The sequence below is a fragment of the Curtobacterium sp. MCLR17_040 genome, assembly GCF_003234735.1.
GTDB lineage: Bacteria > Actinomycetota > Actinomycetes > Actinomycetales > Microbacteriaceae > Curtobacterium > Curtobacterium flaccumfaciens.
Genome location: NZ_QKTE01000009.1, coordinates 111,243 through 131,572, shown reverse-complemented (window position 1 = coordinate 131,572; position 20,330 = coordinate 111,243). Strand labels below are relative to the sequence as shown.

19 protein-coding genes are annotated in these 20,330 nt (G+C 70.8%); 6 read left to right on the top strand and 13 right to left on the bottom strand.

What is annotated here, in order from left to right:
* Positions 1-150 precede the first annotated feature (150 nt).
* The 3 genes from DEJ01_RS10295 (at position 151) to DEJ01_RS10285 (ending at position 3,186) form a co-directional block, all read left to right on the top strand.
* A complete protein-coding gene (locus DEJ01_RS10295; protein WP_181438417.1) occupies positions 151-1,680 on the top strand; it encodes a putative Ig domain-containing protein in 1,530 nt (509 codons plus the stop codon).
* A 187-nt stretch (positions 1,681-1,867) separates the two neighbouring features.
* Positions 1,868-2,665: an L-threonylcarbamoyladenylate synthase gene (locus DEJ01_RS10290; RefSeq protein ID WP_111092908.1), complete on the top strand. Its 798-nt coding sequence runs from the start codon at positions 1,868-1,870 to the stop codon at positions 2,663-2,665.
* Between the two features lie 20 nt (positions 2,666-2,685).
* Entirely contained in the window at positions 2,686-3,186 is a 501-nt protein-coding gene (locus tag DEJ01_RS10285) for a hypothetical protein (protein ID WP_241660384.1), read from the top strand.
* Between the two features lie 51 nt (positions 3,187-3,237).
* Here the strand turns inward: DEJ01_RS10285 and DEJ01_RS10280 are convergent, their stop codons facing one another.
* The 6 genes from DEJ01_RS10280 to DEJ01_RS10255 all read right to left on the bottom strand — a co-directional run bounded on the left by DEJ01_RS10280 (position 3,238) and on the right by DEJ01_RS10255 (position 6,900).
* Positions 3,238-3,657, bottom strand: coding sequence for a RidA family protein (locus tag DEJ01_RS10280; protein ID WP_111092907.1), 420 nt, complete (start codon positions 3,655-3,657; stop codon positions 3,238-3,240).
* A 42-nt stretch (positions 3,658-3,699) separates the two neighbouring features.
* Positions 3,700-4,380 (bottom strand): hypothetical protein, encoded by a 681-nt coding sequence (locus DEJ01_RS10275; protein ID WP_146247593.1) that lies wholly within the window; start codon positions 4,378-4,380, stop codon positions 3,700-3,702.
* Entirely contained in the window at positions 4,377-4,571 is a 195-nt protein-coding gene (locus DEJ01_RS10270; RefSeq protein ID WP_071404793.1) for a hypothetical protein, read from the bottom strand. Before DEJ01_RS10270 ends, DEJ01_RS10275 begins: the two co-directional genes overlap by 4 nt.
* Before the next feature lie 207 nt (positions 4,572-4,778).
* Positions 4,779-5,078: a Dabb family protein gene (locus DEJ01_RS10265; RefSeq protein ID WP_181438416.1), complete on the bottom strand. Its 300-nt coding sequence runs from the start codon at positions 5,076-5,078 to the stop codon at positions 4,779-4,781.
* 57 nt (positions 5,079-5,135) lie between these two features.
* Positions 5,136-6,023, bottom strand: a complete 888-nt coding sequence (locus tag DEJ01_RS10260; RefSeq protein WP_111092904.1) for an SDR family oxidoreductase — start codon at positions 6,021-6,023, stop codon at positions 5,136-5,138.
* Positions 6,024-6,168: 145 nt separating this feature from the next.
* Positions 6,169-6,900, bottom strand: a complete 732-nt coding sequence (locus DEJ01_RS10255) for a trypsin-like serine protease (protein WP_084740785.1) — start codon at positions 6,898-6,900, stop codon at positions 6,169-6,171.
* Positions 6,901-7,088: 188 nt separating this feature from the next.
* Here DEJ01_RS10255 and DEJ01_RS10250 point away from each other — a divergent pair, with 188 nt between their 5' ends.
* Positions 7,089-7,802, top strand: coding sequence for a GAF and ANTAR domain-containing protein (locus DEJ01_RS10250; RefSeq protein WP_111092903.1), 714 nt, complete (start codon positions 7,089-7,091; stop codon positions 7,800-7,802).
* Here DEJ01_RS10250 and DEJ01_RS10245 read toward each other — a convergent pair.
* Together DEJ01_RS10245 and DEJ01_RS10240 are read right to left on the bottom strand one after the other, a co-directional pair.
* Positions 7,799-8,803: a diacylglycerol kinase family protein gene (locus DEJ01_RS10245; protein WP_111092902.1), complete on the bottom strand. Its 1,005-nt coding sequence runs from the start codon at positions 8,801-8,803 to the stop codon at positions 7,799-7,801. The two genes, DEJ01_RS10250 and DEJ01_RS10245, sit on opposite strands and share 4 nt — an antisense overlap.
* 10 nt (positions 8,804-8,813) lie before the next feature.
* A complete protein-coding gene (locus DEJ01_RS10240; protein WP_111092901.1) occupies positions 8,814-9,965 on the bottom strand; it encodes an acyl-CoA desaturase in 1,152 nt (383 codons plus the stop codon).
* Positions 9,966-10,131: 166 nt separating this feature from the next.
* On the opposite strand from DEJ01_RS10240, the gene DEJ01_RS10235 reads away from it, so the two are divergent.
* A complete protein-coding gene (locus tag DEJ01_RS10235) occupies positions 10,132-10,869 on the top strand; it encodes a GAF and ANTAR domain-containing protein (RefSeq protein WP_111092900.1) in 738 nt (245 codons plus the stop codon).
* Between the two features lie 33 nt (positions 10,870-10,902).
* Here the strand turns inward: DEJ01_RS10235 and DEJ01_RS10230 are convergent, their stop codons facing one another.
* From DEJ01_RS10230 to DEJ01_RS10210, 5 genes are all read right to left on the bottom strand, one after another.
* A complete protein-coding gene (locus tag DEJ01_RS10230; protein ID WP_111092899.1) occupies positions 10,903-13,704 on the bottom strand; it encodes a hypothetical protein in 2,802 nt (933 codons plus the stop codon).
* 123 nt (positions 13,705-13,827) lie between these two features.
* Positions 13,828-14,229: an HIT family protein gene (locus DEJ01_RS10225; RefSeq protein WP_111092898.1), complete on the bottom strand. Its 402-nt coding sequence runs from the start codon at positions 14,227-14,229 to the stop codon at positions 13,828-13,830.
* A 100-nt stretch (positions 14,230-14,329) separates the two neighbouring features.
* On the bottom strand, positions 14,330-15,544 hold the full coding sequence (locus DEJ01_RS10220) for an ice-binding family protein (protein WP_239001383.1): 1,215 nt from the start codon (positions 15,542-15,544) through the stop codon (positions 14,330-14,332).
* A 376-nt stretch (positions 15,545-15,920) separates the two neighbouring features.
* On the bottom strand, positions 15,921-18,053 hold the full coding sequence (locus DEJ01_RS10215; RefSeq protein ID WP_111092897.1) for an Ig-like domain repeat protein: 2,133 nt from the start codon (positions 18,051-18,053) through the stop codon (positions 15,921-15,923).
* A gap of 138 nt (positions 18,054-18,191) precedes the next feature.
* The gene (locus DEJ01_RS10210; RefSeq protein ID WP_181438415.1) at positions 18,192-19,478 is read right to left on the bottom strand and encodes a HupE/UreJ family protein; all 1,287 of its coding nucleotides are present in this window, start codon (positions 19,476-19,478) and stop codon (positions 18,192-18,194) included.
* Between the two features lie 122 nt (positions 19,479-19,600).
* On the opposite strand from DEJ01_RS10210, the gene DEJ01_RS10205 reads away from it, so the two are divergent.
* Entirely contained in the window at positions 19,601-20,323 is a 723-nt protein-coding gene (locus DEJ01_RS10205; RefSeq protein WP_111092896.1) for a hypothetical protein, read from the top strand.
* The last annotated feature ends 7 nt before the right edge of the window (positions 20,324-20,330 follow it).

Here is a 20,330-nt window from a genome sequence, read left to right as displayed (position 1 = left end):
ATCCGCCGTCGCTGGCTCCCCCACTTCGCGGGTGATGCCTGCCCTCGGGCTCAAAGACGCCTCACAGGTTGGCTACGATCCGAGGGCGCCGGCTTCCGGCGATCGCACTCGTCCGGCCGTTGTCGGACGGCACACCCGAGGGGACAACCCGTGCCACACAGCACCGCAACACTCCGACGCGCATGCGCGATCGGCGCGACGATCGCCGTCATCGGCCTGAGCACCGGCTTCGGGGCGCTGTCTGCCTCGGCGGCAGAACTGCCGGAAGCAGCACCGGCGACCGCGTCAGCCGGCTCGGCCGCGGCCCCCACCGAGGACACCGCGCCCGGAACCGGCACGGACTTCGGCACCGGCACCGGCACCGGCACCGGCACCGATGAGGAGACCGCAGCAGCGTCGCCCGACGCGACGACTCCTGTCGTCCCGGTTCCGGATGCCGCCGAGGACACGGAGGTGCCCGCGGACGAGACCACCGCGCCCAGCAGCGCTCCGGCCGCCCCGGCGACGTCTGCTCCCGCCGTCGCCGACCCCACCGCGACCATCGCCGGGGATGCGACCGTGGGCAGCACCCTCACCGCGACGGGGACGGGCTTCACCGGCACGCTCTCCTACGTGTGGACGGGTGACGGCACCACGCTCCCCGTCACGACCGAGTCCTACCTCGTCCTCCCTTCGGACGCCGGCAAGGTCATCGCAGTCACGATCACGGGCGACGACGACCAGACAGCAACGGCGTCGACCGCTGCGGTGACACAGGCCGCCTCGTTCCCCGAGGCGACCACCGAAGACGAGCCGGTCATGCTGTCCACGACGGCCGGGGAACGGTTCACCCACACGTTCGCCGCGGACGGGTTCCCGAAGCCGACGTACTCGGTGGAGTACTTCTCGCTCGACGACCCGTACGCCGACGAGACCGATCAAGACGAATCCGGTTACCTTCCCTACGGTCTGTCGCTCGACCACTCCACCGGGGTGCTGTCCGGCACCTCTGACTACTCGGGCACGTACGCCTTCCGCATCGTCGCGACCAGCGGCACGACGACCGCATCGCAGTACGTGAACCTCACGACGGACGCCTCGACGCCGCTCGGCGTGCGGGTGACGGCCGAGGACAAGGACACGTTCCTCACCGCTCATTCCACGAGCTGGGTCATCGAGCGCGACGGCACCGTCTGGACCTTCCAGAACGAGACCACGCCCGAGCCCGACGGCGGTTACAGCACCTTGGGCGTGGGCTTCGAGGGCGGGCAGCCGACCATCGACCAGGGCGGCACGCTCCTGGTCGGCGGGAGCCTCGTCGACCGCTTCGGCAACGAGGTCGACGGCGCCGACGGCTACCCGGCACCGTTCACGGTGACGTCCGACCACACCTCTGACGTCATCGTCCCGAACACCGACCCGTGGGCAGGTGCCGAAGTGACGTTCCCGCACGCGTCGACCCACGCCCTGACCGTGGCGTCGAGCAGCTTCGCGACGGCGTTCACGGTGGACGTCCGTCCGACCGCTTCGACGGTGGCGACCCCTGTCGCTCCGACGAGCGCGGTCTCCGCCGCCGTCCCGACCGGCCAGCTGGCCTACACCGGGAGCGACGCGATGCACCTGCTGCCGTGGGCTGCGGGACTCGCGCTGACCGGCGTCGGCGTGATCGCGCTGCAGGCCCGTCGTCGGAAGCGATCCTGACCCACCACCGATGAACGACCGAGGGGCCCAGCGCGTGCTGGGCCCCTCGGTCCTTCGCTGCGAGCCCGCCTGAACCCTTCGGAGAAGGCCCACAGGTCGCGCCCTTCGCCCTTGTCCGGCTCGGACGTCGTCCATAGGCTCCCGCTGTCAGACGATCGTCTGACTCCAGAACGGGACGAGGACGGGCATGAACGACGACACGCAGGTCAGCATGAACCGGGTGCACTGGGACGGTGGCGTGCCGCGCAGTGCGGTGGACGCGCTGCTGCACGACGGCGGGCTGGCGGTGGTCCCGACCAGGGTCGGCTACATCCTGATGACCTCGGACCGCGCGGGTCTGGAGCGCAAGTTCGACGCGAAGGAACGCAACCGCAACAAGCCGGGCGTCGTGCTCGTGAGCTCGCTCGAGATGCTCCGGAGCATCGCGCAGCTCACCCCCGAGATCGACGCCCTGTACCAGCGGTGCTGGGACGAGGACGTCCTGCTCGGGTGCATCCTGCCCTGGAGCGACGAGGGTCGAGCGGCACTGCCGGCGGACGGCTCCGACGAACTCATGATGGACACCCGCGGGACGTCCTGCTTCGTCATCAAGTTCGGCGTCCCCGGTGAGCTCGCCGCCCGCGAGCTCTGGACCGAGCACGGCAAGTTCGCCTTCGCGAGCTCGGCCAACCCGTCGGGCACCGGCAACCGTGGCGTGGTGGACGGCATCGGCGAGCGCATCGCCGAGCGCGCCGACGTGATCGTCGAGGCGGACGACTACGTCGCGTCCATCCAGCCGGAGCAGAGTGCCGAGACCCGCTACGAGCAGGGCGTCATGGTGTCGATGGTCGACAGCGCCGGAGCCCTGATCCCGCTGCAGGACGGACGCCGATCGGTCGTCCCCGCACCGACGCTGATCCGCAAGGGGCTCGACGTCGACCGGATCATGGGGCTGCTCGCGGACACGTTCACGAGCTGGGACTACCGGCAGGGTGAGTACTACTGAGCCCGCACGAGAGGACTTCCGTGGGCCGGAGCCGCCTGTCGCGTGAGGACGCCTCGAGCCGCATCACCGCGTTCGTGTACGGCAACATCGTGATCCTCGGCACGATCGCACCCATGCTCCCGGACACCGCCGAGAGCGGTCGGGGGCTCTGGTACGTCCTCGCCACCGCGTTCTCGACCTTCCTTGCACACACCTTCGCCGAGTCGGTCGGACGACGTGCGCGGAGCGACCACCGCCTCACCGGGGAGACCGTCCGCGCCGAGCTGCGAGATTCGCTGCCCATCCTCACCTCCGGTCTCCTGCCGGCTGCCGTCCTCGCCTACGCCTGGCTGACCGGCACATCCGGGCTCGCGGCCGAGATCATCGCGATCGCGTACCTCGTGGTCCGGCTCGCGCTCCTCGGGCCCGTCGTGGCCAGACTCCGCGGGGAGAACCCGTCCCCGCGGACGTTCGTGGCCGGCCTCGTCCTCGCGCTCGTCGGTGTCGGCATCGCACTGGTCAAAGCAGGTCCGGGCTTCTGAGGCGAGCGTGCGCGAGGCGCGCGAGCGCGGGAACCTCGACACCTCGCGTCGTCACGTGGGCCGGCCGTCGGCGACGGCTGCGACGGCTTCGATCTCGACCAGCTGGTCGTCGTAGCCGAGCACCGTGACCCCGAGCAGGGTGCTCGGCACGTCGTGCTCGCCGAAGGCATCGTGCACCACCTGCCATGCGGCGACGAGGTCGGCCTGCCGTGAGGACGCCACGAGCACCCGGGTGCTCACGACGTCCTCGATGGACGCACCTGCGGCACGCAGCGCCTCCTGCATCGTCTCGATGCACCGGGCAGCCTGGCCCGCGTAGTCGCCGACCGCGACGGTCGACCCGTCCGCGGCGAGCGGGCAGGCCCCGGCGAGGAACACGAGCCGCGTCCCGGCCGGCACGGTGGATGCGTACGCGTACTGCGCCGCGTCGCTCAGGACGTCGGACCGGATGAGACGGACTGCGCTGGCCATACCGGTCATCCTGCCAGCAGCGACGTTCGACCTTCGGTGGCGTCAGGCGCAGTACTCGTACGGCAACATCGCGACCGACCCCACCCAGATCGCCCCCACGGTGGTGCCGTCCGTCCCCAGCTGGAACGTCATGTAGCGCCCGTCGGCCTGCACGCTCCACATCGAGTACGGCCCCTGGTCCTCACCGTAGGTGCCGGTGTACTGCAGGTCCGGGTACGCGGAGCGCACCTCGGTCAGGGGTGCTCCGATGCCGATCCCGGCGTCGGTCTCGGGCGAGTTCGTCGTCACCGGGTCCGACCCCACCCCACCGATGGTCACTCCGGCGACCTTGCCGTCGCGGGGGATGACGATGAGGCCGGGGGTGTCGGACCGCTCCCAGAAGGTCGTCTCCGGGCTGGCCGGGCACGCATCCGTACTCCGGGTGTAGGCGGCTGCCAGGTCGTCGATCTCGCCCTGCACCGGACCACCGAGGGCGATCGGTCCGACCTCCTCGGTCGAGATGGTCCACGTCGCGGGATCCGACAGGCTGAAGGCCGTGTCCGTCGCGGTCGGGGTCGCAGCGGGGGTCGGGGTGTCGGGGTCAGCCGGCGCCTCCGGGGTCGCGGTGGCAGTCGCGGTCACGGTCCGGGTCGGCGTCGCGGCCGGTGTGCCGGAACAGGCGGTCAGCGCCATCGCTGCGATGAGCCCGAGGGTCACCCCGGCAGTCCGGGCGGTGCCGTTCACGCGGCCCCCGCCGCACTGCGCCGCTGCCGGTCAGGCGGGAGCTGGGGGCCGGGTTGCTGCACGGTCCTCCAGCTGCCGATCCGCGGGTCGAGCCGGACGGCGTCACCGCACTCGTCGCAGTGCGCCGCTCCCGCCTCGCCGAGCAGGATCTTCGCGCCGTCGTGGACGAACGGGTTCGGGTTGCCGGGCATCGTCTGTTTCCCTCCGTCGGCGGATGTCGAAGGGTCCCCGCCCGCAGGCGGGGACCCGACCGGCGCGCGCTCCGGAGAGCCGCAGCGCCAGCCGATGACCCCCGCGCCGTTGCGATGGCCGATCCACCGTACGTCGAGCCTCCACGAGGAACGGAACCCCTCGTCCCCCATCGCAACCAGAGCGTTACACAGCTTCCGGCGCAGCGATCAGGCGGCGTCCTCGACGTCGAACACGACGACCCGCGCACTCGCCGCACCGATGAACTCGGCCACCGGCCGGTGCTCCGGGTGCGGCAGGTACCCGGTGAGCGCGGCACGATCGCGGAACCGGACGACGAGCATCCAGTGGAACCCGCCCTCCAACCCCTCGGTGCTCACGCTCGTGCCGGCCTGCACCGACTCGACCCCCTCGACCCGCGGCAGGTGCTCACGCGACAGGGCCGAGGCCTCGGACGACCGGTCCTCCCCGTCCCACTCGACCAGCACGGTGTGCGTCACTCCGGACACGTGGTCCCCTTCCTCGAACGCAAGAATGCGAAAACGCCAAAAGCCCAGAACGGCAGATCAGAACGCCGGCGTCCCGCCCGCGATCGTGATCGTCGACCCAGACTGGTAGCTCGACTCCGGGCTGACCAGGTGCACGTAGGCGGCACCGAGCTCAGCGGGCTGCCCGGGACGCCCGAACGGCGAGCTCTCACCGAAGTGCGACACCGTCTCGGCGTCGTCGGAACCCGGCTGCAGCGGCGTCCACACCGGCCCCGGCGCGACGGAGTTCACACGGATGCCCTTCGGCGCGAGCTGCTGCGCGACGGCCTCGGTGAAGAGCTTGATCGCGCCCTTCGACACGGCGTAGTCGATCTTGTCCGGCGAGGGCGTGGACGCCTGGATCGAACCGGTCGTCACGATGGTCGAACCGGGCTCGAGGTGCGGCACGGCGGCCTTGGTCAGCCAGAACAGCGAGTAGATGTTCGTCTTGAAGGTGGAGTCGAACATCGAGGTGTCGAGCGTGAGGATGTCCTCGTTGCTCTCCATGCGCCCCGCGACCATGACCAGGGTGTCGAGACCGCCGAACTCGTCGACGCCCTTCTGCACCAGGTCCGTGCAGTACTGCTCGTCGGAGATGTCGCCGGGGAACAGCACGGCCCGACGACCCTCGGACTCGAGCAGGTCGCGGACCTGTTCCGCGTCCTCCTGCTCGTCCGGCAGGTACGAGAGCACCAGGTCCGCACCTTCGCGCGACAGGGCGATGGCGGCGGCACGGCCGATGCCGGAATCGGCACCGGTGATGATACCGCGGTACCCCTTCAGCCGTCCGAGCCCGACGTAGCTCTCCTCGCCGTGGTCGGGCTTCGGGTCCATCTTCCACGCGGCGCCCGGCAGCGACTGCTCCTGCTTCGGGTACGGCGGTGCCGGGTAGAGGGTGTTCGGATCGCGCTTCTCGTACTGGCTCATGGCCCCACTGTCGTCGCGGCGCCCGCACGGGCGCTCAGCTGGTGGGTGACGGACGCCGAGCAGGCGACCCCGGTTCTGGAGACGGGCGGGGACGGACTGGAGGCGCGGTGCCAGCTGACACCGCGCCTCCAGTCCGTCAGGTGGTTCAGACGCCGGCCGTGGTCCGGATCCAGGACGAGGCCTGCGACAGCAGGGCGTAGTTCGAGCCGGCCTTGGTGTTCGCGCCGGGGTCGGCGCTGTCGCCGGTGGAGCAGACGGCGACGACCTTGCCGTTGACGAGCAGCGGGCCGCCCGAGTCGCCGTGGTTCGAGGCACCGGTCACGCCGGTGAGGTGTTGGGCACGACCGCTGAAGGCGTCGGTGCTCGCGCCGGTGAGCGAGACGGTGGCCTGGTACAGGCCGTCGGACTGGGTCGCGTTCGCACGCAGGCCGTAGCCCTGGATGGTGCCGGTGCCGCTCGACTTGGCCGTCGCGGTGAGGTCGAGGGGTGCGTAGGTGGACAGCGAGTAGGCGGTCCGCAGGTGCACGAGCGCGATGTCACCCGCCGGCGAGGCGCTGACGCGGTCGACGGCGACGGCCGTGCCGCGGTTGACGGTGGAGTTCGAGTGGTACACGTTCATCGCGCCGATGCCGTCGATGCAGTGCCGGGCGGTGAGGATCCACGAGGCGTTGAGCTGCTCGCCGGTGCAGTTGCTGACGTAGCCCGAGGGGATGCTCCCGCCGGAGGCTTCGAGCTGCACCGCCCACGAGGTGGTGGGGGCCTTCTCGCCGCCGACGACCTTCGTGCTGACGGGCAGCGCGGACGCGGGCGAAGCGGCGAACACGCCGGCGGTGATGACGGCGACCGCGGCGAACGCGGCTGCGATGGACTTCTTCATGACGACTCCTCTGTCGGTGAAGCACCTGCCAGTTGCTCTGTGCAACTGATGCGTCATCCTGACCCCCTGTCCAGGGGTCGCACCAGTCCGCACTTCGACGGACGCGGCTGCTTGCGGACTCGAACGCCGTGATCCGGTACGCGAACTGGCTGAGCCGTGCGCCATCGGTCTGGTCGTAGCGTCGAAGCATGACGACCAGTGACGCGATCAACCTGCCGGATCGGTTGACTCCGGCCCTGGACCCTGACCTCGAGGTGCTCGACGCCATGGACCGTGTCATCGCGGCGTGCGTGGAGGGGACCTCGGCGACGGAGGCGGGGGTCGTGCTCGCGGACCGGTCCGGTGCGTTGCAGGTCATCGCCTCGACGAGCGAGCGCAGCAGCGAGGCCGAGGAAGCGCAGCTCGGGACGAACGAGGGCTCGTGTCTCGACTGCTACCGGACCGGCGAGACGATCGACGTGCCCGACGTGTCGACGCACGAGTCGGAGTGGCCGGCGTTCTCGGCGACGATGCGCGAACGCGGGCTGCACGGCACGTTCGCCGAGCCGATCCGTCTGCGGGACCGGACCATCGGCTCCCTGTGCGTCTTCGCCGACCACACCCGCGGGCACAGTGACCAGGACGTCGTGCTGATGCAGCTGCTCGCCGACGCGGCTTCGGCTGCCCTGGTCCGACAGCGCGACCGCGGGGTGTCGACCACGATCGAGGAACAGGTCGAGGACGCGCTCGAGGCCCGGGAGCTCCTCGAACAGGCCAAGGGCGCACTCGCGTACCGACGGGGCATCCGGATGGACGAGGCGTTCCAGATCCTGCGACGTGCTGCTGCCGGTGCGGGCCGCGGGATCCGGGCCATGGCGGAGGACGTCGTGCACCGGGGCGCCGACCTCGGCAGCACCGGCTAGGCCCGTCGGGTCCGCAGCCCGTCCGGCTCCGTCCGCAGCACCAGGCCGTGGTGGTCGGTGGTGAGCGTCACCGCGACCACCTCGCCGAACGCGTCGCCGTCGAGCTGCACCCGCTCCGGGGTGTCGACGGTCAGCCGCAGCGTCCGTGCCCGGGTGTACCGGAGTGCGCGTGAGGTCGGCAGCACCCGCGCCAGGAGTCGCCCGAACCGGGTGCGCGCGAAGAAGCGGTTGAGCGTCAGGGCGTACCCGACCTTGGTCCAGCCGAACCACCCGGCCGGCCGGAACGCCACGGCGTCGAGGATGCCGTCGTCCGGTCGCGCCGCGGGGAGCAGCAGGATGCCCGCGGTCAGGGTGCCGCAGTTCCCGACGATGATCGTGTGGGCGCTCATGCTGCGGAGTGGGCCGTCGTCGATCCCGTAGTGCACCGGGATCTGCCGGTTGCCGATCACGGACCGGGCGATGGGATCCGAGTAGGCCACCCACCCCAACCGCTTCTTCACCCACGCGTTCGTGTCCGCGGCCATGCTCGCATCGAGCCCGATGCCGGTCATCACCAGGAACGCGTGCGACGTCGTGGTGCCCGCCGGGTCGGTCAGGTCGGCCAACCCGACGTCGATCGGGCGGTCCGTCCCGCTGAAGCCCGCTCGGACGGACCGCACCAGGTCGCCGAGGGGCAGACCGAGGTTCCGCGCGAACAGGTTGCCGGTGCCGCTGGGGAGGAGCGCCACCGGGATCCCGGTGCCGCGGAGTTCCGCGGCGACGACCCGGAGCGTGCCGTCACCACCGGCGACGAGGACGACGCTCGGGTGGGCGTCGCGCGCGGCCCGGGCAGCCGCCCGTCCGTCGTCGTCAGCGCTCGTCTCGAACCAGAGCGACTCGGCCCATCCGTGCGCGCGCTCCTCGGCGCCGAGCACCGCTCGGAGGCGGGCTGGGTCGATCTTGGTCGGGTTCACGACCACCGCCGCTCGGAGCTGCTGCGGTTCGTTCGGGAGGTTCGGCACGGGGCGGCGGTCAGTGGATGCGGAGTTCGGTGACCATCGGGCAGACGAAGGGGTCGCGGGCGCCGAGGCCGACGCGGTTGAGGTACCGGACGACGATCCCGTACGAGCGCAGCAACGTGGTCTCGGTGTACGGCACGTCGAGGGTGTCGCAGTGGTCACGGACGAGCAGGCGAGCCTGCTTCAGCGCCGGACGCGGCATCGACGGGAACAGGTGGTGCTCGACCTGGTAGTTCAGGCCACCCATCAGGAACGACACCCACCAGCCGCCACGGATGTTGCGCGACGTGCGCACCTGGCGGGAGAAGAAGTCGACCTTTGCGTCGTGGGCGATGGTCGGCATGCCCTTGTGGTTCGGGGCGAACGAGGCACCCATCATCACGCCGAACACGGCCAGCTGCACCCCGAGGAACGCACACGCCATCCCGAACGGCAGGAACCAGAACACCACCGTCAGGTAGATCGCGAAACGGGCAACGAGCAAGGCGCCTTCGAGGACCCGCCCCCGGACGTCATTGCGCCCACCCGTCCCGCGGAGCACCGACATGACCGCAGCCCGATGCAGGTTGATGCCCTCGAGCGTGAGCAACGGGAAGAACAGCCAGCCCTGGTACTGCACGAACACCCGGAGCGGCCCGTTCTTGACGGCGGCGGCTTCCTCCGGCAGGAACCGGATCACGTCCGGCGCGATGTCCGGGTCCTTGCCGACGGTGTTCGGGTTGCCGTGGTGACGCGTGTGCTTGTTCATCCACCACGAGTAGCTGAGGCCCACCAGGAACGTCCCGACCCAGCGGCCAGCACGGTCGTTCCACTTCTGGGACGCGAACACCTGACGGTGCGCGGCCTCGTGCGACAGGAACGCGAACTGCGTGAACAGCACACCCAGCGCACCGGCCACGATCAGCTGGAACCACGAGTCACCCAGGAACGCGAACGCGACCCAGCACGCGGCCGTCGCCACGACGAGCGCGGAGAACAGCGCCCAGTAGAACCCCCGACGGCGCTCGAGCAGCCCGGCTTCCTTCACCTGCGCCAACAGCGCGGAGTAGGACGAGGTGCCGCCGGTCCGCGGCCCGGCCGGGGAGCCGGTCTTCCGGTAGCCGCCGGTGAGGGGTTTCGAGCTGGTCTCCCGCTGCGGGCTGGTACCGGCGTGCTGCGTGGTCATGGATTCCCTGGTCGTCATCGGAATGGAGGATCGTTCCGGCGGCCGGGGTCTTGGGCTGCTGGTCCAACGCTAGAGCCGCCGCGCTCCTCGGTGCAAGCCACAGGTCCGCGTGTCCGCTGCTCGGCTACGGTTGTCCCGCCTGCTCGACGGAAGGACCGTTCCCCACATGACCGACGTACGCGAAGCACGACTGGTCGAGACGTTCGTGACCCTCACCGACAGCCTGGTGGCGGACTACGACGTGGTCGACGTCCTGCAGACGCTGGTCGACCGGGCCGTCGAGCTGTTCGACGCCGCCGCGGGTGCCATCCACCTGCTCGACAAGCACGACGAGCTGCGGGTCGTCGCCTCGACGAGCGAGCGCAGCAGCTTCATCGGTCTGCTCCAGCTCAACGCCGGCGAGGGGCCCTGCATCACCGCCGTGACCACCGGCCGGTTGGTGACGTCGGAGAACGCCGACGACCTGCGGCAGCACTGGCCGCGGTTCGCCGAGGCCTCGCGGGCGCGCGGGTACGCGGGGGTCCACGCCATCCCGCTCCGGCTGCGGGACACCACCGTCGGGTCGCTGAACCTGTTCCGCGAGACCGAGGGGGCGCTGAACGGAGCCGATGCCCGAGCCGCGCAGGCCCTCGCCGACGTCGCGACCATCAGCCTGTTGCAGCAACGGACCCTCGAGCACGCGACCCTCACCGCGGAGCAGCTCCAGCGTGCGCTCGACAGCCGGGTCGCCATCGAGCAGGCCAAGGGGTACCTCGCACGTGCGGCCGGGGTCGACGTCGAGCAGGCCTTCGGCATGATCCGTCGCTACGCCCGCGCCCACCAGCGCTCGCTGAGCCAGGTCGCCGCCGCCGTGGCGCGCGACGACGTCCCACTCGCCGACCTCATCGGGGCCGGAGCGTCCTGAGGGTTCGCTCGGGACGCTCCGGACCGCGCACGACTACTTCGTCGTCGTGAAGGTGCCCCGGGCCCGCTGGTCCGAGCCGTAGCCACGGGCGTGCACCACGTGCGTGCCCGGTGCCAGCGCCGCCACGGCCTTCGTGATCTTCAGGCGGACCTTGCCGTCCGCGTTGGCCGTCGTGCGGGTGGCGCGACCGCCGTCGATGCTGACGGTGACCGACTCCCCGGCGCGGAACCCCGTCGCCGAGATCGCGACCTTGGCACCCTTCCGGCTGCTCGTCGGCGTCACGGCGATGGCCGTGCTGGACGCCTGCGCCTCGGCGCACGCGTCACCCGGGGTCCCGACCGCCGGAGCGGACGCGGCCGGCCGTCCGTTCACGCTGCGCACGCCGTCGTCCTCGCGGATGCGCATCGTGCCGACCGAGTCACCGATCACCGATCCGCCCTGGGTGTTGCTGAGGGTCATCGCGTAGTCCGACGTCCGCGAGAACGACGGGGTGCGGTCACCGTTCACCGAGACCGCGACCGCGCGGCAGACCTCACCGGGCTGGAACGTGACGGGCTGCACCGCCGGGCGGATGCGCCCGTCGTACGCCTGGTCGAGGTCGAAGTACACGGTGGTGGCCTGCTCGGCCGGTCGGGAGAGCACGACCGCTGCCCGCACCACCGTGCGCGTGCGGCCCTCGTCGACGAACCGGTCCGCGATGCGTGCGGCGGGACGCTTCGTGACCACCGGGGTACCGAGGGTCGCAGCGGGCACGAGCGACAGGTCGCTCAGCAGGACCCCGCTGTTCTTCTGCGGGACGTCGATGGTCACCTCGCGCACCGACGTCAGGTCGATGCCGGTGAACGTGTCGAGGGGGATGCGCGCCTGTTGCAGGATCGTCTTGCGCGGGGCCATCCGGGTACCGGGGAGCAGCTGTCCGGCACGGCTGGTGTCGGACAGGCGTCGGGTCGCCACGGCACCGGTCGCGTCGCGGAGGGTGATCGAGACGTTCGCGTTCGTCGTCGCGGTGTCGTCCGGGGTGAGGCGGAGCGACAGCGCCTGGAACCCCGTGAAGTCACCGGCCGCCGGAGCCACCGGGACGTGCACCTGTCCGCCGGTCGCCGCCTTGGTGGGCGAGACGTGCAGGGCGGGGGTGGCCGGCACCGACGACGCCAGGTACGCCGGTGTGTAGTCCGGGGCGTTGGACGAGATCGAGACGCACGCCGGCAGGATCTGCTTCGCGGGCAGGTTGTCGGTGCTCGCGCAGGTCTTCGCCGTCAGGGCCCCGGTCGTGGTGATCGCCGGGTTCGCGGTGTCGAACAGGGCGAGGTCACGCCGGCTCGCGCCGGGCTGGGAGGCGCTCACCCGGATGTCGGCCGTGCCCAGGGCGGCGGGCTGGCGGTTGGTGCCGTCGAACATCGGCAGGAACTGCTGCTCACCGTCCAGCGTCAGGCGGAAGAAGCCACTGATCAGGCTCGTGCCGACGGCGTACTGCTGGTCGGACGACAGCCGCGTGGTGTGCTTCGCCTTCGCCCCGCAGACCGCGTCGGACTCGTCGTACCAGTCGTCCGACGACGCCTTCGCGTACTTGCCGGGCGTCCACGTCGTGTTGAAGAAGTTGTGGTTCGCACCCATCACCAGCACCGAGGAGCGCAGCACGTCGTCCCCGAAGGCGGTGCGGGAGTCGTCGTAGAAGTGCTGTCCCTGCAGGTCGGACACGTCGCCGTCGCAGTACGGCAGGACGACCGCCGTGTTCGTGTCCGGCAGGGTCATGCGCCCGAAGTCGGTCGGTGCCAGGGGCAGGACGGCACGGATGCCGAAGGGGTTCGTGCGCTGCGTGTTGAGCAGGGCCGCGCGGACCACGCCGTCACCGCCGCGCGAGTGGCCCATGAGGCCGACGTCCTGCAGGTCGAGCTTGCCGGTGAGCAGCGGCGAGAGCCGGGGCTCCTGTCCGGCGTCCGCCCGCTGCAGCAGGCTGAGGTGGTCGAGGACGAGCTGCCCGCGGGCCACCGCTCCGCCGTCGTCCGAGTAGCTGCCGTCGAGGGCGTTGATCGCGTTCGCGGAGATCGACACGACGACGTTGCCGTGGCTCGCCAGCGCGGTCGCCGCTGCGTTGTAGCCGAGGTAGCTCGGGATGTCGGTCTGTCCCTTCCCGCACGGCCACGCCTTCGGGTTGTACGTGCCGCCGTAGCACGCCTCGTGGCGGCCGTGCAGGAACACCACGACCGGGCGCTTGCCCGGGGCGTCCTTCGGCACGAAGACGGCGGCACGCATCTCGCCCTTGCGCCCGAAGCCCTTGATCGTCTCGGCTTCGTTGCCCAGGTCGTAGTCGGCCCGGGTGACCGCGTACTGGCCTGCGGCCGCCGGGTCGTCGGTCAGGGGTGCCGGGGCTTCGCTCGGCGCGACCGTCTGCGGCGCGGTGGCGGCCTGCCGGTTGCCCTGCAGGTCGGTCTCGCCCGTCCAGCCGAGCTCGACGCTGCGGGCATCGGCGACCGCGGGGTCGGTCGTGGTGACCGTCAGCTGCCGCTGGTCGAGGCTCGTCTGCGCGACGCCGATGTCGGTGCCGTCCACGAGCAGGACGGGGGCCGCCGCACGGAGCGGCAGGGGGTCGGCGAGGGTCAGGACGACGGTGTACCCGCCGTCGGTCGGCGTGACCGTCCAGTCGTCACCCTGCGCGACGGGCGTGCCCGGGGTCGTGATCGTGGTCGTCCCCGTCGCGGCGGTGGACCCGTCGCCCGGCGCGGCCGTGGCCGGCAACGCCGCGATCGTGCCGGAGACGGCGAGCGCCCCGGCGATGAGTGTCGAACACGCGATCTGCAGCGCGATGGTGGAACGGCGTCTCGGCGAACGGTTCACGTCGGATCTCCCCTGGTGCGACGGGCATGCGCCACCGCACGCTCCGTCGCCAACAGTAGGGAGCGCGCTGCTCGCCGCGGATCGTCCTGGAGGATGAGGTGACGGCTCAGTACCTGAGGGTCCTCACGGGTGCGACCACCGGGTGCCGGGCGAGTAGTGGCCCCGGCCCGGCACCGTGTGCCGGATGCCGCCGGCCGGGTCCGGCACGTCGCCGCCGTACCGCGGGATCACGTGCAGGTGGGCGTGGAACACCGTCTGCCCGGCTGCCGCGCCGTCGTTGAACCCGACGTTGTACCCGTCGGGTCGGTACCGGTCGTCGAGCACCAGCTTGAGTGCGCGCACGAGCCGCGTCATCGCGGCGACCTCGTCCGTGGTGGCGTCGAACCACGACACCACGTGGCGCTTCGGGACGACCAGGCTGTGCCCGGGCGAGACCGGGTTCAGGTCCAGCAGCGCGACGACCAGGTCGTCCTCGACGAGCCGGGAGGCCCGTGGCACGTCGTCGAAGACACAGTCGGTCCGCATGCCCCCATGCAATCGGGCACGTGGACCGACCGCAAGGCCGGTGACGGCACGCAGACGGCCCCGCGACCAGGGTCGCGGGGCCGTCGATCGTGCGGGTCGATCAGATGCGGCCGACGGTGCGGCGACGACGACGCAGCAGGACCATGAGCGTGGCACCCGCGGCGAGCAGTGCCGCGGCGATGCTCAGCGGGACGGTCGGGTCCGAGCCGGTGAACGCGAGCTCACCGGTGGGCTGGTCGGTTCCGCCGCCACCGCCGCCGCCGGCGCCTGCGGGGCCGCTCGGGGTGGCGGTGGGCACCACTGCGGGTGCCGTCGGGGTGGGTGTCGCGGTGGGCACCGGTGCCGGGGCGCGGACCGTGATGGTGACCGTCTGGGTGTCGTCCGGGCTGGTGCCGTTCGACGCGGTGATCGTCACGGTCGAGGTACCCGGGGTGGTCGGGGTGCCGGAGATGACGCCGGTGGTGCTGTCGATCGTCAGGCCGTCGGGCAGGCCCGTGGCGGTGAAGGTCGGGTTCGGGGTGCCGGTCGCGGTGACGGTGGACGAGTAGGGCACGTCCACGGTGCCGTCGGACGGGGTGCCCGAGGTGATGGTGGGCGACTCGGACGGCGTGCCCGGTGCGGGGCAGCCGTTGGAGGCCGTGATCGTGTTCGTGTCGAGGGTCACGGCGCCGGTGCGGGCCAGCAGGCGGCCCTGCACGGTCGCGCCGGTGGTGGCGGTCACGGACTGCTGCGCCAGGACGGTGCCCTGGAACTGGGCGCCGGTGCCGACGGTGGCGGAGCTGCCGACCTGCCAGAACACGTTGCACGAGCTGGCGCCGCCGGTGATCACGATCTGGCTGGCGGACCCGATGGTCAGGGTCGACGCGGCCTGGAACACCCAGACGGAGTTCGCGCTGCCGGCGAGGGTCAGCGCACCGTTGTTCGCCAGGGCGAGGGCGCCGCCGGAGTACACGCCGGGTGAGAGCGAGAGGCCGTTCAGCTCGGTCAGACCGGTCTGGGTCGGGGAGAGCGACGCGGCGACGTTGTACGCGGTGGTGGTGTCGCGCTGGGCCTGTGCGGCCGCGGCGTCGGTCTGGTGCGTGGTGCCGTTGACGACGCCGTTCGGTGCGCCGCCGAAGCCGGTGATGGACGTGCCCGGCGACAACCCGAGGTCGCCGTTGATCACGGAGGGGCCGGTGTTCGTGACCGCGCTCGCGCCGAGGACACCGTAGGTCGATGCGGTGCCGAGGTTGACCGGACCGTCGATGACCGTCGCGGCGGATGCTCCGCCACCGGTCCCGAGGGTGACCAGCGCGGCGACGGCAGCCGCCGACACGACCAGGAGGGAACTGCGTCTGAGATGGCGAGCCTGCACGGTCCGACCGCTTCCTGCAAGGAGAGGCGGGGTGACGTCGGCGACGAGCGCGCATTCTCGGTGGCTCGAAGTATGCGCTTCTCCACAGTGATTACCTAGGAATGTCTGAACATTCGCCCAAAGCCTGGCAGTTGGCCTGGCTGCCTAGGCGATCCCGGCCTGTGAGCGCATGCTCACCACAGGTTGACCGGCCGCTCTCACCAGCGGACGGGTAGGGAGTTCGGGTCTCCCGTCAGCCGGTGCGGCGCCGGTCCCGGGTAGGACCGGTCGCCCACCCCCGGACACACGGCGAAGGGCCCCGCGATCGGGATCGCGGGGCCCTTGCTGGTGCCGGGTGCTACTTGATGACGACCTTGATGGTCGGGCTGGTGCTCGTGCTGAGCTCCGAGGTCCCGGCGAAGACGGCGTGCAGGTTGTGCGTGCCCTTCTTCAGCGGGAGCTTCGACGTGACCACGCCGTTGTCCACCGTGACGGTGGCGAGGCGCTTCGAGCCCTGGTAGATCCGGGCGGTGCCGTCGACGCTGAAGCCGGTGGCCTTCACCTGGACGGTCGCCTTGCCACCGCTGTACTTGATGGCGGTGCGGGACGGGGCCTTCTCGACGGTGACCGTCATGGCCTTCGCCGTCTTCGAGTCCGTTCCCGAGTAGACCGGGTCCGCGTTGACGAACGAGGCCGTGACCGCGTGCTTGCCGATGGCGAGCGTCTTCGGCAGCGTCATGCTGGCCGCGCCGTCCTTGACCGGGGCGGTGCCGAGGACCTTGCTGCCGTCCTTGAACGTCACCGTGCCCTGCTGGGTACCGATGCCACCGGCGATGGTCGCGGTGACCGTGGCCGGCTTGGCGGTGCCGTAGGTCTGCTCGGCGGCCGACGCGGTGAGCGTGGTGGTCGTCGTCGGCAGCGTGGCGTGCAGGTTGAACTTGTCGACCGTCGAACCGATCGCAGCCGGGTCGGCCGTGGCCGTCGGCTGGAGGGTCACACCGCAGCTGTCCACCTTGCCGTGCTGCACCGCCGAGTTGAGCGTGGTGCAGTCGCTGGCGCGGATGTTCTCGACGGCGAGCTTGTCGTCGGTGACCGAGACCTTCACGAAGGTGCGGACGTGCTCCTGGTTCTCGACCGAGTTGGCGAAGTGACGCTCACCCCTGGGGTCGAGCGGGTCCGCGCCGTAGCCCTGGGTGGCGTCCGGGGTGGTGAGGTCGTAGTACTTCGAACCGGAGGCCGAGTTCGCCGTCATGTAGATGACGCCGCCGGGGCCGGAGAAGACCTCGGGAGCAGCGGGCTGCTCGTTGACGTTGGCCTTCTTGCCGTTCTTGATCGCGTAGCTGCGCGAGTAGGAGTGGTCGTGGCCCTGCAGGACGAGGTCGACACCCATGTCCGAGAACGAACGCGTGAAGTCGAACCGGCGCTGCTGGTTGTCACGGTCGTTCGCGTGGTCGGCCGGCGAGTAGATCGAGTGGTGGTAGACCAGCGTCGTCCACTTCGCGTCGTCGCCGTAGCGGTTGATGACGTCGCGCACGTAGTTCACGTGGGCAGCGTCCGAACCGGCCGCGTAGGCGTTCGAGTTGATGTCGATGAACAGGACGCCCTTGTACATGTACCAGTAGTCGCCACCCGAGTTCGCGGTCGTGTTGCCGCCCGGGTAGAAGTCCGGCACCTTGAGGGAGTTCGGCACCTGGTTGTGCTGCTCGTAGGCCTTGCCACCCACGTCGTGGTTGCCGATGGTCGAGGCCCACGGGTAGCGCTTCAGCACGTCGCTGCTGTCCGCGAACGCGCCCCACTCGTACTCGTTGTTGGCGTGCTCGACCTGGTCACCACCAGAAACCAGGAGCTCGGCGTCCGGCTCGGTCGACGTGGCGTACTTGAGCGTGTCCGCCCAGCCGGCGCCGTCGTCGTCGGTGAAGCCGGACGAACCGATCTGCGGGTCACCGAAGAACAGGAAGTCGAAGTCGCCGGAGAAGCTCTTCGTGGTGAAGGTGTACGACGCGGACCAGGCCGAGCCGTCCGCCGCACCGACGTGGTACGTGTACGAGGTGTTCGGCTCGAGGGCCGAGATCGTCGCGTGGGCGTTGATGTAGCCCGACTCGGCGGCGATGCCCGGGATGCTCTTGGTGTTCGAGTCGGTCGCGCTCGAGTCGGCTGCGGTGTTCGCGGCCTCCGAGGCGGCGACCGTCTGCTTGGCGTCCGTGAAGACGCCGTCCGTCATGGACGCGGTCTTCTGGATCTCGAGCGACTGCGCGACGTTCGTGGGGAAGTACCACGAGGCGATGCGCTGGCTCTCGGTCGCGCCGACGCCGAGCAGGATGTGGATCGGGCCACCGGTCGAGATGTTGGTGGTGGGGGTGTTCGTCGCAGCGGTGGCGGCGTTCGTGCCGACCATCGAGGCACCGGCGATGAGCGCGGCCCCGAGGACGGCCCCGCAGACGCGGAGGGTGGTGGTTCTGCGCCGGGTAGTGGCGCCGGACAGGAGACTCATGTTGGTCCGTTTCTCAGACGTGGGATGGTGCAGCACGGAAGACTCTGCATGCACTGCAAAACGTCTTGGTAAACGCTGAGTGACAGTTCGTCGCTGTTCAGGAACGAACGCGACGTGCCAGCAGTTCGGTGGCGAGCATCAGCCAGCCGCGAGCCGCTCGACGAACCAGATCATCCCCATCACGAACACGCCGGCGGTCACGGCGCCCGTCACCCAGAGCGACACCCGGTGCGCCTTCCGCCGCAGCAGCGAGAGCGGCGGGAAGACGATGACGATGATCGCGAGCTGCACGGCCTCGATGCCGACGTTGAAGATGAGGAGCGAGACCAGCAGCTGCCACGAGAACGCCTCGTGGATGCCGAGGGCCCCGGCGAACCCGAGCCCGTGGATGAGCCCGAAGGCGAAGACGACGGCCAGGCGGGTCCAGCCGGCGCGGTCGAGCGAGAAGTGTCCGTGCTCGCCGACCACCAGTTCGTCGGCCCGCGATCGACGACGCCAGAGCCGCCACAGGTACCAGCCGGCGACCGCGGCGATCGACAGGGCGATGAGCGGCTCGACGACGATCGCGGGCGGGCTGACCACACCGAGGGCGGCGAGGATGAACGTGATCGAGTGGGCGATCGTGAACGCGGACGCCGTGTAGACGACCTCGCGCAGGCGACGCGACCCGGCGATGAGCGCCACGAGGAACAGGATGTGGTCGATCCCGGTCAGCAGGTGCTCGGCGCCGAGCCGGAAGAACTCCCAGAAGCGCTCACCCGCGGACTGCTCGGTCGAGAACGTGCGCTGCGAGGCGTCGAGGGTGGCCGAACCCGTCCGGTCGTCGACGTCGTAGGTGACGATCGTCTTGGTGTCGCGCACGAAGGTCTCGTCGTCGGGGAAGAGCTCCGACGACACCACGTGCCCGGACTGCGTCTCCGACGGTTCCGGACAGGTGAAGTCCGCGGTCACGTGGGCGTACGGCACCTCGTCCTGCAGGTCGACCGTGACGGTGTCGTCGAGCGTGCCCGTGCAGGCCTGCCCACCGGCTCCGGTCACCCGGAACCGGTCGAACACGTACTTCCCGATCGCGTCGGTGTGGGCTTCGGCAGCCGAGACCATGCCGGGGAAGTCCCCGTCGTCCCAGGCCTGCTGCCCCTGCTCGTGCAGCGCGTCGTCGTGCTCGCTCGTGGCCACCGAGACGAGCATCAGGTCGTACTCGAGCCCGAGCTTCGCCTGCACGACGGTCGGCTTCGTGGACGTGACGTCGGCGTAGACCACCGAGCTGAAGCCGTGCGCCGACGCCGGTGCCGCGCCCGCGAGCACGCCGATCACGACCACCCCGAGCAGCACGAGCGCGGCGACGACCCGTCCGACGAGCGCGAACAGGGGGAGGGAGCGGGCAGGGCGGGCGCGCAGGAGCGCGGCGGTGGTTCCGGAGGGCACGCGCAGACGATCCGGCCCGCAGACGACCGGCAGGTGAACAACCGGTGACCAGCAACGGGACGGCGGTCGGACAGGTCCCCGTACCAGCCCGGAGCGGCCGTCGGGCGTGCTTGCATGGTGCCGTGATCCGCCCCGCCACCCGGACGACCTCCCTGTTGACCGCCGTCGCCCTCGCCGCGGCCGGCACCGCGCTGCTGGCCGGCTGCTCCGGGGCGTCGAACGGCACCACCGGCGGTACCGGCACCGCCCCGACGGCGACCGCGTCGGCGCACGCCTCGGCCGGGGTCCTGGGCACCGGGTTCTCCGACCCCGACCAGCCGCCGGCACCCGAGGCCACCATCCACCCCGAGCCCGGTTCGTGGTCCGGGGTGCACGCCCCCGCCGGCTACGACGTCGTGCTGCTCTCCGACGCGGGTGACGCCGCCGACGCTCCGACCCGGACCCTGCTCGACGCCGTCGAGTCGTGGGCCGCGGACGAGGACGTCACCGTCAACCCGGTCTCGGCGAAGGGCCCCGACGACCGGATCGCCGCGGTCCTGCGCGCCGTCGACGCCGAGCCCGACCTGGTCATCACCGTCGGCAACCACATGGTCGACCCGCTCGCGGCCGTCTCGCCGACCGCGCTCCACCAGCAGTTCCTGGTCGTCGGTGCCGAGATCGCGGAGCCGACGTCGAACGTCACGGCGGCGGACTGGACGGGCGGCGGGTTCCGCGGCGAGGGCCTCGGGCCGTCGAGTCACTACGACCCGGAGACCTTCACCGAGGACCGCGCGGCCCGCGGCCTGCGCGCCGGACTCGCCGCCGTGCTCCACGACCTGCGCGGCATCGTCGTCTGGGTGCCCTGACCGGGCG